The 14880-nt window shown below is 69.9% G+C and carries 19 protein-coding genes; 11 read left to right on the forward strand and 8 right to left on the reverse strand.

Annotated elements, in window-relative coordinates; all coding sequences use genetic code 11:
• Positions 1–3: 3 nt before the first annotated feature.
• Positions 4–690, reverse strand: coding sequence for a response regulator transcription factor (locus tag AB0L91_RS07820; protein WP_355273484.1), 687 nt, complete (start codon positions 688–690; stop codon positions 4–6).
• 243 nt (positions 691–933) lie between these two features.
• Here AB0L91_RS07820 and AB0L91_RS07825 point away from each other — a divergent pair, with 243 nt between their 5' ends.
• The 6 genes from AB0L91_RS07825 to AB0L91_RS07850 all read left to right on the forward strand — a co-directional run bounded on the left by AB0L91_RS07825 (position 934) and on the right by AB0L91_RS07850 (position 6631).
• Positions 934–3753 (forward strand): ATP-binding protein, encoded by a 2820-nt coding sequence (locus tag AB0L91_RS07825; RefSeq protein ID WP_365008103.1) that lies wholly within the window; start codon positions 934–936, stop codon positions 3751–3753.
• The gene (locus tag AB0L91_RS07830; RefSeq protein ID WP_019049250.1) at positions 3750–4154 is read left to right on the forward strand and encodes a roadblock/LC7 domain-containing protein; all 405 of its coding nucleotides are present in this window, start codon (positions 3750–3752) and stop codon (positions 4152–4154) included. Before AB0L91_RS07825 ends, AB0L91_RS07830 begins: the two co-directional genes overlap by 4 nt.
• 6 nt (positions 4155–4160) lie before the next feature.
• Positions 4161–4532 (forward strand): DUF742 domain-containing protein, encoded by a 372-nt coding sequence (locus AB0L91_RS07835; RefSeq protein ID WP_355273490.1) that lies wholly within the window; start codon positions 4161–4163, stop codon positions 4530–4532.
• 4 nt (positions 4533–4536) lie between these two features.
• Positions 4537–5136, forward strand: coding sequence for an ATP/GTP-binding protein (locus AB0L91_RS07840; protein ID WP_218717093.1), 600 nt, complete (start codon positions 4537–4539; stop codon positions 5134–5136).
• Entirely contained in the window at positions 5129–5911 is a 783-nt protein-coding gene (locus tag AB0L91_RS07845) for a hypothetical protein (RefSeq protein WP_357342781.1), read from the forward strand. The genes AB0L91_RS07840 and AB0L91_RS07845 overlap by 8 nt, the downstream gene beginning before the upstream one ends.
• A gap of 495 nt (positions 5912–6406) precedes the next feature.
• Complete coding sequence (locus tag AB0L91_RS07850) at positions 6407–6631, forward strand: hypothetical protein (RefSeq protein ID WP_355273495.1); 225 nt, start codon at positions 6407–6409, stop codon at positions 6629–6631.
• Positions 6632–6752: 121 nt separating this feature from the next.
• Here the strand turns inward: AB0L91_RS07850 and rpmF are convergent, their stop codons facing one another.
• From rpmF to AB0L91_RS07865, 3 genes are read right to left on the reverse strand one after another with little or no spacing between them, the layout of a single operon-like run.
• Positions 6753–6926, reverse strand: a complete 174-nt coding sequence (rpmF, locus tag AB0L91_RS07855; protein WP_355273498.1) for a 50S ribosomal protein L32 — start codon at positions 6924–6926, stop codon at positions 6753–6755.
• Between the two features lie 3 nt (positions 6927–6929).
• Positions 6930–7196, reverse strand: coding sequence for a type B 50S ribosomal protein L31 (locus AB0L91_RS07860; protein WP_357342778.1), 267 nt, complete (start codon positions 7194–7196; stop codon positions 6930–6932).
• The gene (locus AB0L91_RS07865) at positions 7193–8494 is read right to left on the reverse strand and encodes a GTP-binding protein (RefSeq protein WP_365008110.1); all 1302 of its coding nucleotides are present in this window, start codon (positions 8492–8494) and stop codon (positions 7193–7195) included. Before AB0L91_RS07865 ends, AB0L91_RS07860 begins: the two co-directional genes overlap by 4 nt.
• Before the next feature lie 103 nt (positions 8495–8597).
• Here AB0L91_RS07865 and rpmB point away from each other — a divergent pair, with 103 nt between their 5' ends.
• From rpmB to rpsR, 4 genes are read left to right on the forward strand one after another with little or no spacing between them, the layout of a single operon-like run.
• Positions 8598–8834 (forward strand): 50S ribosomal protein L28, encoded by a 237-nt coding sequence (gene rpmB / locus AB0L91_RS07870; RefSeq protein ID WP_019049258.1) that lies wholly within the window; start codon positions 8598–8600, stop codon positions 8832–8834.
• Positions 8835–8845: 11 nt separating this feature from the next.
• Complete coding sequence (gene rpmG, locus AB0L91_RS07875) at positions 8846–9016, forward strand: 50S ribosomal protein L33 (protein ID WP_019049259.1); 171 nt, start codon at positions 8846–8848, stop codon at positions 9014–9016.
• Positions 9016–9321, forward strand: a complete 306-nt coding sequence (rpsN, locus tag AB0L91_RS07880; protein WP_357342774.1) for a 30S ribosomal protein S14 — start codon at positions 9016–9018, stop codon at positions 9319–9321. The genes rpmG and rpsN overlap by 1 nt, the downstream gene beginning before the upstream one ends.
• Before the next feature lie 32 nt (positions 9322–9353).
• The gene (gene rpsR, locus AB0L91_RS07885) at positions 9354–9608 is read left to right on the forward strand and encodes a 30S ribosomal protein S18 (RefSeq protein WP_022566236.1); all 255 of its coding nucleotides are present in this window, start codon (positions 9354–9356) and stop codon (positions 9606–9608) included.
• A gap of 84 nt (positions 9609–9692) precedes the next feature.
• On the opposite strand, the gene AB0L91_RS07890 is transcribed toward rpsR, so the two are convergent.
• A complete protein-coding gene (locus AB0L91_RS07890; protein WP_365008115.1) occupies positions 9693–10262 on the reverse strand; it encodes a LysM peptidoglycan-binding domain-containing protein in 570 nt (189 codons plus the stop codon).
• Between the two features lie 215 nt (positions 10263–10477).
• Between AB0L91_RS07890 and AB0L91_RS07895 the strand changes: the two genes are divergently transcribed.
• On the forward strand, positions 10478–10921 hold the full coding sequence (locus AB0L91_RS07895; protein WP_365008117.1) for a hypothetical protein: 444 nt from the start codon (positions 10478–10480) through the stop codon (positions 10919–10921).
• 57 nt (positions 10922–10978) lie between these two features.
• Here AB0L91_RS07895 and purH read toward each other — a convergent pair whose 3' ends face one another.
• From purH to AB0L91_RS07910, 3 genes are read right to left on the reverse strand one after another with little or no spacing between them, the layout of a single operon-like run.
• On the reverse strand, positions 10979–12544 hold the full coding sequence (purH, locus tag AB0L91_RS07900; protein ID WP_365008119.1) for a bifunctional phosphoribosylaminoimidazolecarboxamide formyltransferase/IMP cyclohydrolase: 1566 nt from the start codon (positions 12542–12544) through the stop codon (positions 10979–10981).
• Positions 12541–13197 carry a phosphoribosylglycinamide formyltransferase gene (gene purN / locus AB0L91_RS07905; RefSeq protein WP_355274625.1) on the reverse strand — a complete coding sequence of 219 codons (657 nt, stop codon included), beginning with the start codon at positions 13195–13197 and terminating at the stop codon, positions 12541–12543. Before purN ends, purH begins: the two co-directional genes overlap by 4 nt.
• 56 nt (positions 13198–13253) lie before the next feature.
• On the reverse strand, positions 13254–14771 hold the full coding sequence (locus AB0L91_RS07910; protein WP_365008122.1) for a DUF6350 family protein: 1518 nt from the start codon (positions 14769–14771) through the stop codon (positions 13254–13256).
• Positions 14772–14880 lie beyond the last annotated feature (109 nt).

Consider the following 14880-nt stretch of genomic DNA (forward strand, 5'->3'; position numbering starts at 1 on the left):
CGCCTACGGAGGGGTCTCGCGCAGCACGTACCCGACGCCGCGCACCGTGTGGATCAAGCGTTCCTCGCCGTCGGCCTCGGTCTTGCGCCGCAAATAGCCGATGTAGACCTCCAGCGCATTTCCCGAGGTGGGAAAGTCGTAGCCCCAGACCTCTTCGAGGATGCGGCCGCGGGTGAGCACGCGACGCGGATTGGCCATCAACATCTCGAGCAACGAGAACTCGGTTCGGGTGAGGCTGATGGCGCGATCGCCGCGCGAGACCTCCCGGGTCACCGGATCCAGCGACAGATCAGCGAACACCATCGCTTCCGACGCCTCGCCCGGGTCGGGTGCGCGCCTGCGCAGCAACGCGCGCAAACGCGCCAGCAATTCCTCCAACGCGAAAGGCTTCGGCAAATAATCGTCGGCGCCCGCGTCGAGGCCCGCGACTCGTTCGGAGACCGAATCCCGGGCGGTCAATACCAGAATCGGCAGATCATCGCCGGTGCTGCGCAGGCGACGGCACACTTCGAGGCCGTCCAGCCTGGGCATCATCACATCGAGAACCAGGGCATCGGGCCTGGCCGCGGTGACTTTCTCCAACGCGTCCATGCCATCCACCGCCAGGTCGACGGTGTAGCCGTTGAAGCTCAGCGACCGGCGCAGTGATTCCCGCACCGCGCGATCGTCGTCGACTACCAGAATGCGCATGTGCCCAGTTTGCCGTGAACGACTGAGAACGTACTGAGAGGGGCACGCTCCGCGTGGCGGTCGCGATGTGCCAGCGTATATTCGGCGAATTGCAGACCGTGTGGTCCGGATTGCCGATGCCCACCCAGCCGGGTATCTTTCCTGCGGTAAAAGAAGACCTCCAGTTGGTTCTGCGCTCGCATCGCTCCGCGACCTCCCCGCGCGGGCCGGGGTCTCACGTGGAAGCAGAGGCAACGCACGCGGATGGAACCTGCATCGCGCTCCTGGCAATTCAGCCTGTCGAACTGGTCGGTTACGCGCAAGGTCGGTGTGGTGCTGGTGCTGCCGGTGATGCTGGCGACCACGTTCGCCGTGCTCCGGATCAACAACGAGCTGCAAATGATGACGCAGCTCAGCGCCGCCACCGAGCAAGCCACCGTCATCCGGCCCGTCGTCAAATTCGCCACCGCCACCGAGCAACTCGCGGTCGCGGCGACGGCCAACTGGGGCGCGATCGCCGACCCGCAGACCGACGCGGCGCTCACGACCTACGACCAGGCGCTGGCCGAGGTACAGAGCGCCATGCGCTCGGCCCGGCTCTCGCCGACGATCCAGACCGAGCTCACCGCGGCCACCGCGACCGGCGCCACCCTGCGCAACACCGTGCGCGGCGGCTCCCCGGCGATGGTCGGTGAGCAGTCCGACGAGATCGCCGAGCGGATCGCGAACGCGCTCGCGCAGACGCCGAACGTCGAGGACTTCGTCGTCCAGCGCTACTTCCTGCAGCTGACCGCGCTGCATCAGGCGCGCCGGATCCTCACCCACCAGCGTCTGCTGGTCGTCTCCCCCGACGCGGGCCGCAGCCAGAGCGCGCGGGCGCGGATGCTGGTCGAGCTCGGCTCCGAGATGACCACGATCATGACCTACGCCATGATCATGCCGGAGAAGGCGGGCAGCCGGGCCGCGATGATGGACGCCGTCCAGACCAGGATGAGCGTGCTCAGCCAGAACGCGGGCGACCCGACCAGCAACGCCGCGGTGCTCAACACCCTCCAGGTCAGCGCCGACACCTACGCGTCGAGCCTGAACCAGCTGCTCGACAGCATCGACCACACCCTCGAGACCAACACCGCCAACGCGCAGACCGGCGCGCTGCGCGAGACCACCCTGGTGCTCGGCATGCTGCTGGCCGGTCTGGCGCTGGCCCTCGCGGTGGCCCGCACGCTGGTCGTCCCGGTGCGCAGGCTGCGGCGCGACGCGCTCGAGGTCGCGCACGTGAAGCTGCCCGACGAGCTCGCGGTCGTGCGCAGCGGCGGCGCGACCCCCGAGATCGCCCCGGTCGGCGTGCATTCCACCGACGAGATCGGCCAGCTGGCCCGCGCCGTCGACGAGATCCACGAGCAGGCCCTGAACCTGGCCGCCGACCAGGCCCGCCTGCGCCTGCAGATCGGCAACATGTTCGAGACGCTGTCGCGGCGCAGCCAGTCGCTGGTCGAGCAGCAGCTCGCGCTCATCGAGGAACTCGAGCACGACGAGGACAACCCCTCGCGCCTGCAGACGCTGTTCCGGCTCGACCACCTCGCCACCCGCATGCGCCGCAACGGCGACAACCTGCTGGTGCTCGCGGGCACCGTGCTGCGCCGCGGTCACCTGCCGCCGGTGCCGCTGTCGGACATGCTCTGGAGCGCGGTCTCGCAGGTGGAGGACTACCAGCGGGTCGAGATCGGCAACGTGCCCGACGGTGTCGTCGCCGGTGAGTCGGCGGTCGACATCGAGCACCTGCTCGCCGAGCTCATCGACAACGCCCTGCGCTACTCGCCGCCGAGCACCTCGGTGGCGGTCATCGTCGGCCGCGCGGTCGACGGCGGCTACCTGATCGAGATCACCGACCGCGGTCTCGGCATGTCCGCCGACGACCTGCAGACCACCAACGACCGGCTCGCCTCCGGTGGTGAGGTCACCATCGAGACCGCCCGCCGGATGGGTCTTTTCGTCGTCGGCAGGCTGGCCAAGCGGCACACCATCACCGTCAGCCTGCGGCGCACCTCCACCCAGGCGCCGCAGCCGGGCATCACCGCGAGCGTGCACCTGCCCAGCGCGCTCGTCTCGCCGCCGCCCACGGTGTCGGGTCCGCCGACCGGCCCCAACCCGATCGTGTCGACCGGCTCGCACGCGCTGGTGCCCTCGGCCATCGGCCCGCACGCCCTGACCCCCGCCGACATCACCGGTCCCAACCCGGTCATGTCGCCGACCGGCCCGAACCCGCTCGTGGTACCGGTGCCCGCGGGCCCGAACCCGCTGGTGCCGACAGGCCCGAACCCGCTGGTGCCGACCGGCCCGAATCCCCTCGTGCCGACCGGCTTCGGTCCCGCCGAGCACATCGAGCCGCCGAGTGCGCCGCTGACCGGAGCCGGCCTGCCGCAGCGGCGGCCCAACGGCCAGGAGCCGCCCACACCCGTCGAGCCCGAGCCGGAGCCCGAGGAACCGACCGGGCTGTGGGCCGAGCACGAGCACGACACCGACGACCTGCCGGTCCCGGCGACCGCCCCGGCCGACGAGGCCCCGGCCAGGACGATCGGCCTGCCGCAACGCGTTCCCGCCTCCGCGCTCAGCGAGCTCACCGAGACACGGCAGGTGCCGCGCTTACCCGAGCCCGAACGGGCACCCGAGCCGATGCCCGCACCGGTCGCCGCGGCGGATCCGATGCCGACCGCGAGCACCCGGCTGCAACCGGTGCCCGGCGAGGCCCCGACCCCCATCTATCAGCGGATGGTCTCGGAATGGCTCGTCGAACCAGCTTCCGCCACTGCCGAATCCGGCGGCAACGGCGCATCATGGAGTTCCCCCGGAGACGCGGGCTGGTCGGCAGCGGCCAGCGCGGGCAATCCACCGACATCGTCGCGCACCGTCGGTGGCCTACCGATCCGCAAACCGGGCGCCCAGCTGGTCCCCGGCGGTCTCACCCCGGCCGAGGAGGCGGGTGCTCGCGATCCCGAGGAGATCCGCAACAACTTGACCAGACATCTCAGCGGCGTCCGCAGTGGCCGTGCCGAGATCCAGTACAACGACGGAGGCCTCGAATGAGCAACGCGCACCCCACGGACGAGAATCTGAATTGGCTGGTCGCCCGCTTCACCCGGGACGTGCCCGGCGTCTCGCACGCGGTGCTGGTCTCGGCGGACGGTCTGCTGCAGGCGACCAGCCCGCACCTGCCCTCGGACCGGGCCGAGCAGCTGGCCGCGGTGACCGCGGGGCTGGCGAGTCTATCGATGGGCGCGGCGCATCTGTTCGACGGCGGCAAGGTCATGCAGTCGATCGTCGAGATGCAGCGGGGATACCTGCTGGTGATGAGCGTCGGAAACGGCTCGCACCTCGCGGTTCTGGCCAACAAGAGCCACGACATCGGCCGCATCGGCTACGAGATGGCGCTGCTCGTCGACCGAGTGGGCTCGGCGGTCACCGCCACCGCCCGCTCCGCCGGCTGAGGTGAGATGTCGAGTCCGTACGGATCAGAAAACCGGCCGACGACCAGGGTCAGGCCCTACGCTCTGACCTCGGGCCGGACCGAGCCCGCGATCTCGCTGCCGTTGGAGGCAGTGGTGGAGACGGTCTCCTACACCGCGCACATGGAATGGCCCGTAGGGGACTTGCGCACCGAAATCGTGCGACTGGGTACACATCGGCTCTCGGTCGCGGAAATAGCTGCATACCTCGGACGCCCACTGGGTATGGTCCGGGTGATGATCGGCGATCTCGTAGTCGGCGGGATTCTTCGAGTGCATTCGACGCTGACCGAGCAGGCGAGCTATGACGAACGCCGATCACTGATGGAGAGGACTTTGCGTGGACTCCGTGGCCTCTGAGGGCATGCGCCCCCCGAACCCCGATCAACGGGTCGCGTCGACCAAGATCGTCGTGGCAGGCGGATTCGGCGCAGGCAAGACGACTTTCGTCGGTGCGGTGTCGGAGATCGTTCCGCTGCGCACCGAGGCGATGGTCACCCATTTCTCCGACGGCATCGACGATCTCGCCGAGACGCCGGAGAAGGAGACGACCACCGTCGCCATGGACTTCGGCCGCATCGTGCTGCCGGGCAACCTGGTGCTGTACCTGTTCGGCACGCCCGGCCAGAAGCGGTTCTGGTTCATGTGGGACGACCTGATCCGCGGCGCCATCGGCGCGGTGGTGCTGATCGATACCCGCAGGCTGGAGGACAGCTTCGCCGCGGTCGACTTCTTCGAGGCGCGCGGGCTGCCGTTCCTGATCGCGGTGAACCGCTTCCCGAACGCGCCGCGCTTCCCGATCGCCGAACTGCGCGAGGCGCTCTCGGTGCGCGAGGGCATCCCGATCGTCGACATCGACGCGCGCAACGCGGTCGAGGTCAGGCAGGCGCTGGCGGCGGTCACCGAGTACGCCATCGCGCAGCTCGAGCCGCAGCAGTTCGAGGAGGCCGGCCGGCGTGGCTGACCTGCTCGCCGCGACCGGCGCCGAGACGTTCGGTCGCGGTACCGGCATCGCCTGGCTCGCGTTCGGCCTGTCGGTCCTCGGCGCGCTGGTGGCGTTCGCCTGTGTGCGGCACGCGAAGTACTCCCAGCGGTTCCGGCTGCTCTGGCTGACGATGGCGGCGGTCTCGCTCGGCGGGGTCGGCCTGTGGCTGGCGAATTCGGTGGCGCTGCTCGGCATCCGGGTGCAGGAGACCACGCTGCGGTACAACGCGGCGCTCGGCGCCGCGGCGGCCGCCACCGCGGTCGTCGGCGTGCTGGCCGGCCTGCTGATCGGCGGCCGGACCCCGCAGTTGCCGCGGCTGATCATCGGCGGGCTGACGATGGGCCTCAGCGTCGGCCTGTCGACCTACCTGACGCTGGACGCGCTGGCGGTGCAGGGCACCGTGGACGAGTCGCTGGGACTGATCGGTGTCTCCGTGCTGGCGTCGATGGCGCTGTGCACCGCGACGCTGTGGGCGTTCCAGGTCGTGCGGGTGGTCCTCGTGCGGGTGGCGGCCTCGGCACTGTTCGCGGTCGGCGTCGCCGCCGTGTACTACACCGCGCTCGCCGCACTGGAGTTCACGATCGATCCGGGCAGCCGGACGCCGGGCGGGCTCACCCCGTTCGACCTGGTGTTCCCGATGTTCGTGCTCGGCGCCCTCGGCCTGACGGTGCCGATCACCGCGGTGCTGATCGCGCCGGACCGGCGGGACGCGGCCGAACGCCAGCGCGAGGCGCGCACCGTCGCCGCCCGGTGACCAGCTAACGTCCGGTTTGTCGGAAAATTTGTGAACGAGCGCCCCGCTCGCGGAATCCATCGCGACGGACCGCATTCGGCCCGAAAACCGCCCCTGAAGTGGCGATGAGCGGGTTCTCCTTAACCGGAGAACCCGCCCTCCCGCACGAGAGTACATACCCGCCAAGGACTCCGCATCAGTCACTCGGGAATTTTCTTGTGCCACAAAACAAACCAAGAGTTGGTTATGCGCCTTCCAGCAATCGCCCGGCAAGCCGTCCGCCCTGCTCACGCCAAGTGGCATCTGTCACATCGGTAACCGGCCGATTGCCCGGCACCCACCGATCCGGCGCTGAGCAGGCACGACAACCGCACCGAAAGCCCCCTGGACAGGGTGCGCGGAAGAACCGGCCGCTGACGGCGCGTTCGGCCCCCACCAGGCCCGTCAGCGGGTTATCGTCGGCCGGGGCGCATTCGTCTCGCCCAGCACATCCAAGGTTCGTTCGAAGGAGTTCGCATGGCCGTCAACGTGGTGCTCGACAAAGTTCTCGACAAGGAATACGAGAACAAGACGCTGAAGGAAATCCTCGCCGCGCCGCCGTCGGCCCTGGCCGGCCTGACCGAGGCGCACGACAAGCAGCTGCTCGAGGCCCTGAAGATCAAGACCATCGCCGACCTCGGCAGCAACAAGTTCTTCCAGCTCGCCGCGGCCCTGGCCGAACTGGCCGAGCGCGAGGGCTGATCCCTCGCACCAGCGACGACAACGGCCTGCCGGACGTATCCGGCAGGCCGTTGCTGTTGTCCGATCCCCGATCCGGATTGTCCCCTCCGAACCAGCTCTCGAACTCCGCGTACGGGCGAACCTAGATCCGCGACGGGTCGATCAGACCCTTCCGCACTGCCCCAACGATACGACGCGGCACCTGGTATTCCACACCGGCGACGGTGACCGGGACCAGCTGCGGAACGGCGGCTTTCCACTGCGAACGCCTGCTGCGGGTGTTCGACCGCGACATCCTGCGCTTCGGCACTGCCATGACTCAGCCCTCCTTGCCTGCGCGCGAACGCTTTCCGTACTTGCGCTCGAACTTCTCCACCCGGCCCTGGGTGTCGAGATTGCGATGGGTGCCGGTCCAGAACGGATGCGAATCCGAGGTGACGTCGACGACCAGCAACGGATACGTCGCGCCGTCGGTCCATTCGACGGTGCGATCGCTGGTCGCGGTCGACCGGGTCAGGAACCGCTTGCCGGTGCTCGAATCCTCGAAGACCACCGGGTGGTAGTCGGGGTGGATGCCCGCTTTCATGACGTTTCTCCTCTCTCGGTGCGCTCGCCCGCCGTGGCCGGGGCCTCGGACGGATCGGCGCAGGGGTCTTCGTGCCAGTCGCCGAAGGGGTCGTCCCACAACGCGACTCGTTCCGGCGCCCGGTCGACCAGCAGCAGCTCGTCGTCCTCGACCAGTGCCCAGTGCAGCGCGTGCCGGATCTCGGCGGGATCGGCGTCGTGGGCCAGGATCACCAGCGACACATCGCGATCGCCGAACCGCTCGTCCCAGCGCAGCGCGGCCATCGCCCGGCGGTCCGGATCGGCCTCGGCCTGCTCCTCGGCGCTCATCGCGGCCAGCCAGCGACCGGCGCCGCCGACCCGCAGGCCACCGCCCGCCGATTCCAGCCAGACCACCTGATCGGGCTGGGTGGCCAGCCAGATCCGGCCGCGCGCGGTGACCACACCGTCGAACAGCACGTCCAGCGCGTCGTGCAGCCGGCCGGGATGGAACGGCCTGCGCGCGGCGAATTCGATGAGCGAGACACCGCAGTCGGTGGTCAGCGGCGGCTGACCGCGCAGCAGCGGAGCGTGGGCGTCGAAGATCCGGCCGCGGCGCGCGTCGGCCGGGACGCGGGTCAGCAGCGCGCCGACCTCGACCGCGTCGAAGGCGGGCAGCTGGTCGAGCCAGGCGACCGGCGCGGTGGGCGTCATCCGGCCGAGGACGGCGCCGAGCCGTTCGCGATCGAGCGCGTCGACACCGGTGGCCAGCACCACCAGCGCGTCGGCGAACTCCACCTGGCCGACGGCCACCTGCGCGACCGTTCGCTCGTCGTCGGCCGCGGCGAGCCCGCGGTCGGCCAGCACCTCGTCGCCGGTGGCGTCGGCCAGCCACTGCTGCCCGTCCAGGCAGGTCAGCGTGGCCTCGATCCGTACGTTCCGGCTCGCGGGCCCGTCGACCCGGTCCGCCACTCCGGTCACCTCGACCGTGTCGATCGCGTGGCACAGCGCCTCGGCCTCGATGGCCGGGTCGAGCGCGAGCACGATGCGGCGCACGTGCTCGCGGGCGGCGAGCGTGCACAGCATCGGCAGCAGATCCGCGCGCAGCGTGCAGGACACGCAGCCGTGCGCGAGCTCGAGCACGGTGGTCGTGACGGTGCCCGCGGTGCGCACCGTGCGCCGCACGACGCCTTCGCGCAGCTCGGCGAGGTCGTGGTGCACCACCACGGTGCCCGCGTCCTCACTCAGTGTCGCCGCGATGTGGTCGACGCCGGTCATGGCAGGTCCGGAGAAGCCGGCCAGCAGCACGACGGGCGTTCTCCGGTCGGACTGGTCCAGCACCCGAAACCCCTTTCGATAACGATTTTCATTTACGTTACCCCAACGGTACAGTGCGGAATAACTGTTGTCGAAAATGGTTGTCATCACCATGGAGGGAGGTCGCATGTCGGCCCACTGCCAGGTCACCGGTCGCAAGCCCGGCTTCGGAAAAGCCGTCTCGCACTCACACCGGCGCACCAACCGGCGCTGGAACCCCAACATCCAGCGCAAGACCTACTACCTGCCCAGCGAGGGCCGCCGCATCACGCTGACGGTCTCCGCCAAGGGCATCAAGACCATCGACCGGGACGGGATCGAGGCCGTGGTGGCCCGCATCCGCGCCCGCGGCGACAAGATCTAGGAGCAGCGCCCATGGCCTCGAAATCGACCGATATCCGGCCGATCGTCAAACTCAAGTCCACCGCGGGGACCGGCTACACCTACGTCACCCGCAAGAACCGCCGCAACGACCCCGACCGGCTGGTCCTGCGCAAATACGACCCCGTCGTGCGCAAGCACGTCGACTTCCGCGAGGAGCGCTGATGGCGAAGAAGTCCAAGATCGCCCGCAACGAGCAGCGCCGCGCGATCGTCGAGCGTTACGCCGCCCGGCGCGCCGAGCTCAAGGAGCTCATCCGCAAGCCGTCCACCGGGGACGCCGAGCGGGCCGCCGCGCAGGCGGAACTGCGCAACCAGCCCCGCGACGCCAGTCCGGTACGATTGCGCAATCGGGATGCAGCCGATGGCCGGCCACGCGGCCATCTCCGGAAGTTCGGCCTCTCCCGTGTTCGTGTGCGCGAGATGGCCCACCGGGGCGAGCTCCCTGGGGTCCACAAATCGAGCTGGTAGACACCCACTGATCTCGTGAGAAGGAACATCGCATGGCAGTGAAGCGAGCACCGTCCAAGAAGGCACGCGCCGAGCAGGGCCGCAAGCCGAAGAAGAACCCGTTGATCGCCGCGGGCATCGAAGTCGTCGACTACAAAGACGTCAACCTGCTGCGCACCTTCATCTCCGACCGCGGCAAGATCCGCAGCCGCCGGGTGACCGGCCTGACCCCGCAGCAGCAGCGTCAGGTCGCCGTCGCGGTGAAGAACGCGCGCGAGATGGCGCTGCTGCCCTTCACCAGCCGGTAGACACAACAAAACGAAAAGTGGCCCCGAAGCTGTTGCCTCGGGGCCACTTTCGTTGTGCAGGCGATGAACGCTGCGGCTACGTCATCACGGGATGGTGAGGACCTGGCCCGCGTTGATCAGGTCCGGGTTGTCGATGCCGGAGGCGGCAGCGATCTCGGAGTAGCGGTTGCCGTCGCCGTAGAAACGCTCGGAGATGGCCCACAGGGTGTCGCCCGGCTCGACCGTGTAGGTCTGCGCCGCGGGCGGCGGGGGGACCTCTTCGGCGATCGGGGCGGCGGCGACCGGCTCCGGCTCGGCAGCCGGGGCGGGCAGCGGGTTGTCGGTGTTGGTGGCGGTGGCCCACGCGACCGAGTCGTCGGTGCCGTAGAGCACGACGTTGCGGTCGGGCTGCACCACCAGGCGCTCGACGTTCTTGCCGCTGGTGTCGGTCGCCCAGACGCGCGAGCCGTCACCCTTGTAGATGACGAAGTCGCCATCGTGCTGCAGGGCCGCGCGCTGCACGTCCTGCCCATGAGTCTGTGCGGCCCACACGACGTTACCGTCGGGCTCGGTCAGCACAAGGTTGCCGTCCGGCTGCAGGGCCAGGGTGTACGCACCGCCGGTCAGGGACTGTCCCAGTCCCAGTTCTTCGCCTACGCGCAGCGTGTCGCCCACGTTTGTCCTTTCGAAGATCCAGTTGCAGAGCATCCAACATCAGTGATGCTCGCCGCTTGCCACGGCGTCGCATCGGAAGCGAATGTAGTCCCCACCGAGCCGAAACGGGTGAGTTACGCGCAGGGTTCGCGGAAAGTTCACTGTGGGGAGTATCGCGTTTAGAATGCCCCACTCGGCCGGGCGAGCGCGCACGCCACGCCGACTAGGCTCACGGTATGCGAACGACGTCGCGTTTCACCGCCGCCGCGGCCGCCCTGGCCGTGCTGCTGGGCCCGATCACCGCCTGCTCGAGCTCCGATGACGCTGCACCCCAATCGAATTCGACGACACCGAGCGCCCGGCCGGAAGACGGCAACGCGAGCCTCGGCCATCGGTTCACGCCCGATCCCACCATCGTCAACCCCCATCCCCTGCCCTTCACGTCGTGGACCCGCCTGAGCGACAACACGATCGGCGTGAATTTCCAGACCGGCAACCCGGAGTGCTACGGCGTCGACGCCACCGTCACCGAGTCGGCCACCGCCGTCGCGGTCGCCCTGCGCGGGGGCACCCGCGCCGACGCGGTCGGCAAGATGTGCACCATGAACGCCGTCTTCGGCACCGTCGAGATCACCCTGGGATCGCCGCTGGGCAGCCGCCAGGTGGTCGACGCCGGATAACGAGAACGGGTGCCGCACCGAGGATTCGGTGCGACACCCGTCCGGGTTCGCCGTGACTCAGTGCGCGAAGTGACGCGCTCCGGTCAGGTACAGGGTGACGCCGGCTTCCTTGCAGAGCTCGACGGTGTCCTTGTCGCGGATCGAGCCACCGGGGTGCACGATCGCGCGCACGCCGGCGGCCACCAGGATCTGCGGGCCGTCGGAGAAGGGGAAGAACGCGTCGGACGCGGCGACCGAGCCCTTGGCCCGCTCACCGGCCCGCTCGACGGCCAGCTTGCAGGAGTCGACCCGGTTGACCTGACCCATGCCGACGCCGACGGCGGCACCGTCGTCGGCCAGCAGGATCGCGTTCGACTTCACGGCACGGCAAGCACGCCAAGCGAATTCGAGGTCGGCCAGGGTGGTGGCGTCGGCCGGGTCGCCCGCGGCGAGGGTCCAGTTGGCCGGATCGTCGCCCGTGGCGTCGAGGACGTCGCGGTCCTGCAGCAACGCGCCGCCGCTGATCGGACGCAGCTCCACACCCTTGCGCTGCGGCGGCTCGGCCACCAGCACGCGCACGTTCTTCTTGCGCTGCAGCACCTCGACCGCGCCGGGCGCGTAGCCGGGGGCCACGATGACCTCGGTGAAGATCTCGGCGACCTGCTCGGCCATCTCCACGCTGACCTCGCGGTTGGCCGCGATCACGCCGCCGTAGGCGCTGACCGGGTCGGTGGCATGGGCCTTGCGGTGCGCCTCGGCGATATCGGCGCCGACGGCGATGCCACACGGGTTGGCGTGCTTGATCACCGCGACGGCGGGCTCGTCGAAGTCGTAGGCGGCGCGCCAGGCGGCGTCACCGTCGGTGTAGTTGTTGTACGACATCTCCTTGCCGTGCAGCTGCTCGGCCTGCGCGATGCCGACCGTGCCGTCGTTGCTGGTGTACAGCGCGGCGGCCTGGTGCGGGTTCTCGCCGTAGCGCAGCACCGCGGCGCGCTCCCACGAACCGGCGACCCAGCCGGGGAACTGCTCGGTCTCGGGCTGCACGGCGGGCACGGCGACCGAGCCCATCCAGCTCGCGACGGCCACGTCGTAGCTCGCGGTGTGCTGGAAGGCCTTGGCGGCCAGGCCGGTCCGCTCGGCGAGGGTGAAGCCGCCGGACTTCACCGCGGCGAGCACGTCGTCGTAGTCGTTGACGTCGACGACCACACCGACCGAGGGGTGGTTCTTCGCGGCGGCGCGCACCATCGACGGACCGCCGATGTCGATCTGCTCGACGCACTCATCGATGCTCGCGCCGCTGGCCACCGTCTGGGTGAACGGGTAGAGGTTCACCACCACCAGCTGGAAGGCCTCCACGCCCAGCTCGGCGAGCTGGTCGACGTGCTCCGCGCGGCGGGTGTCGGCCAGGATGCCCGCGTGCACCCGGGGGTGCAGGGTCTTGACCCGGCCGTCGAGGGTCTCCGGGAAACCGGTCAGGTCCTCGACCTTGGTGACCGGAATGCCCGCCTCGGCGATCTTGCCCGCGGTCGAACCGGTCGACACCAGCTCCACGCCGGCGGCGTGCAGTCCGGTGGCCAGCTCGATGAGCCCGGTCTTGTCGTAGACGCTCACCAGCGCCCTGCGGATCGCCTTACGTTCACTCACCGGCGTGCTCGCTCATCTGGAATTTCTGCCTTTCGTCCGTCGGAGACAATGCCTCGGGTGGCGACAGCGGCGATGACCTCCGCCAGCAACCGTCGCTCGACAACCTTGATGCGCTCGTGCAGGGCGGCCTCGTCGTCGCCGGGCAGCACGTCGACCGCCTCCTGCGCGAGGATCGGGCCGGTGTCGACGCCACCGTCGACCAGGTGCACGGTGCAGCCGGTGACCTTGGCGCCGTAGGCGAGCGCGTCCCGCACCCCGTGCGCGCCCGGGAACGAGGGCAGCAGCGCGGGATGGGTGTTGATGAACCGGCCGCCGAACCGCTCGAGGAACGCGGGACCGACGATCTTCATGAAGCCGGCGGAGACGACCAGGTCGGGCCGGAAGGCGTCGACGGCCTCGGTCAGCGCGCGATCCCAGGCGGCCCGGTCGTCGAAGTCCCGCACCGCGACCCGGAAGTGCTCGATCCCGGCGGTCTCGGCGTGTTCGGTCGCCTGGCACACCCGGTCGACGCCGACCGCGACGATCTTCGCGGGATAACCGGGCTCGCGCGCGGCGGCCAGCAGCGCGTTGAGCAGCGAGCCGGTGCCCGAGGCGAGGACGACGACGGTAGCCGGTGTCCCTGCGGGCTTCCACTGGGCAAACGAGGACGTCAGCGCTCTACTCCTGCGTGTGTCGGGTGGCGGCGATCGGCGATACCGCCGGGTCGAGCTTAACGACCGGTGCTCTTGTCACTTTCCGGCAGGTCCGACTCGACGACCTCCGCGTCGACGATGTCGTCGGTCGGCGGGGCCGTCGAGCCCGGCGCGGCGATACTCACCTCGACGTCGTCGTCGAAGTCGGTGACCAGTTCGGCGTCGACCTCGACGGCGGAATCGTCGTCGTCGTCGTAGTCGGGTTCGTCCTCGTCGTCGTAGTAGTAGTCGTCTTCGTCGTCGTACTCGTCGTCGAAGTCGTCGTGGTCGGCGTAGGTGTCGTCGTACTCGTCGTAGTCGTCGGCCGGGGCGGCAGGGGCGAGGAAGCGCCGGGCGAAGAACATGCCGACGAATCCGCCGAAGCCGAACCAGGTGACCATCAGCACGACCAGCATCAGCAGGTCGACCCCGGCGCGGCCGACGGCGCCGAGTTGTCCGCCGCCGAGGATCGCGAGCACGAGGAAGATCAGGGTGGACAGCGCGGCGGAGGTGAGCGTCGCCCACGGCGCGCCCGGCCGGTCGTCGCTGGTGCGGCCCAGCTCGATGCCGCCGAGCACCCCCACCGCGATCGGGATCAGCAGCAGTACCGGCCACCAGGCCGCCGACGGCCCCTCCGGCAGCGGGATCAGCGCGGGCAGCGCGGGCACCGGTCCGGCGGTGACCCCGAACAGCCCGACCGACCCCGCGCCGAACTGTACCGGCGCGCCGCACAGCATTCCGGCCGCGGCGATCACCACGTTCGGCAGATAGAGCAGCGACAGCAGCGTCATGCCGAGTACGTCGGTGACGTTGTGCGCCTGGTCGTACGCGCCGTCGAGCCGGGACAGGTGCAGGAAGAACGACACCGCCGTGGCCAGCGCGGCGCAGCCGAGCATCCGCAGCACGGTGCGCCGGGCGGCGCGGGCGCCGAGCACGGCCCACGCCGGGATCTCGACGGGCAGCAGCGCGCACACCGAGGGCCAGGCGCGGGTGGCGATCCCGCCCGCCGCCGCGCCGAGGTAGAGCACGAGCACCCAGCCGAACGCGGTCACCGGGCCGGGTGGTTCGAGCGGGGTGACGCCCGCGGCGTCTCCGGTCACGGCCAGGCAGACGGCGGTCATCAGCAGCGGGCCGGCGAGCACGGCGCCGGCGAGCCAGCCGAGGTCGACCGGGCTGGGACGGCGGGGCACCGCGCGGGCACATTCGCGGGCGGCCATCAGGACCAGGATCATGGTCGGGACGAGCGGCAGCACACCCAGCGTCGTCCGGCCGACGGTCAGCGGAACCTGATGGGCGGCGAGCCAGGTCGCCGCGACCGCGCCGGGCGCGCTGGTCAGATCGGTATCGGTGGTCAGCATGACCACCAGGACCAGCAGGACCGTCGCCGCCAGCCCACAGATCGTCGGCCGGGCGGCGACCAGCAGCAGCGTGCGCGCCCGCTCGGGCGACAGCGACCACCAGGGCGGTTCGTGACCGTGCTCGGACGGCGGTGCGGTGGCCTCCCCGTCACCGCGTGACCCGGAGGTCCGGCGCACGAGAGCGTTACGAGAGCTCATGACAATTCAGCGTGGCAGCTTCCCCGCCGCGCGCGGGTCAGGCGCGCCGCGAGCCCACAGGCGCACCTGTGGGCTCGCGATCGAACCTGTGCCACGCGCGGCGGCCGTG

The organism is Nocardia sp. NPDC051833 (assembly GCF_040681225.1).
In the GTDB taxonomy this organism is placed as follows: Bacteria; Actinomycetota; Actinomycetes; order Mycobacteriales; family Mycobacteriaceae; genus Nocardia.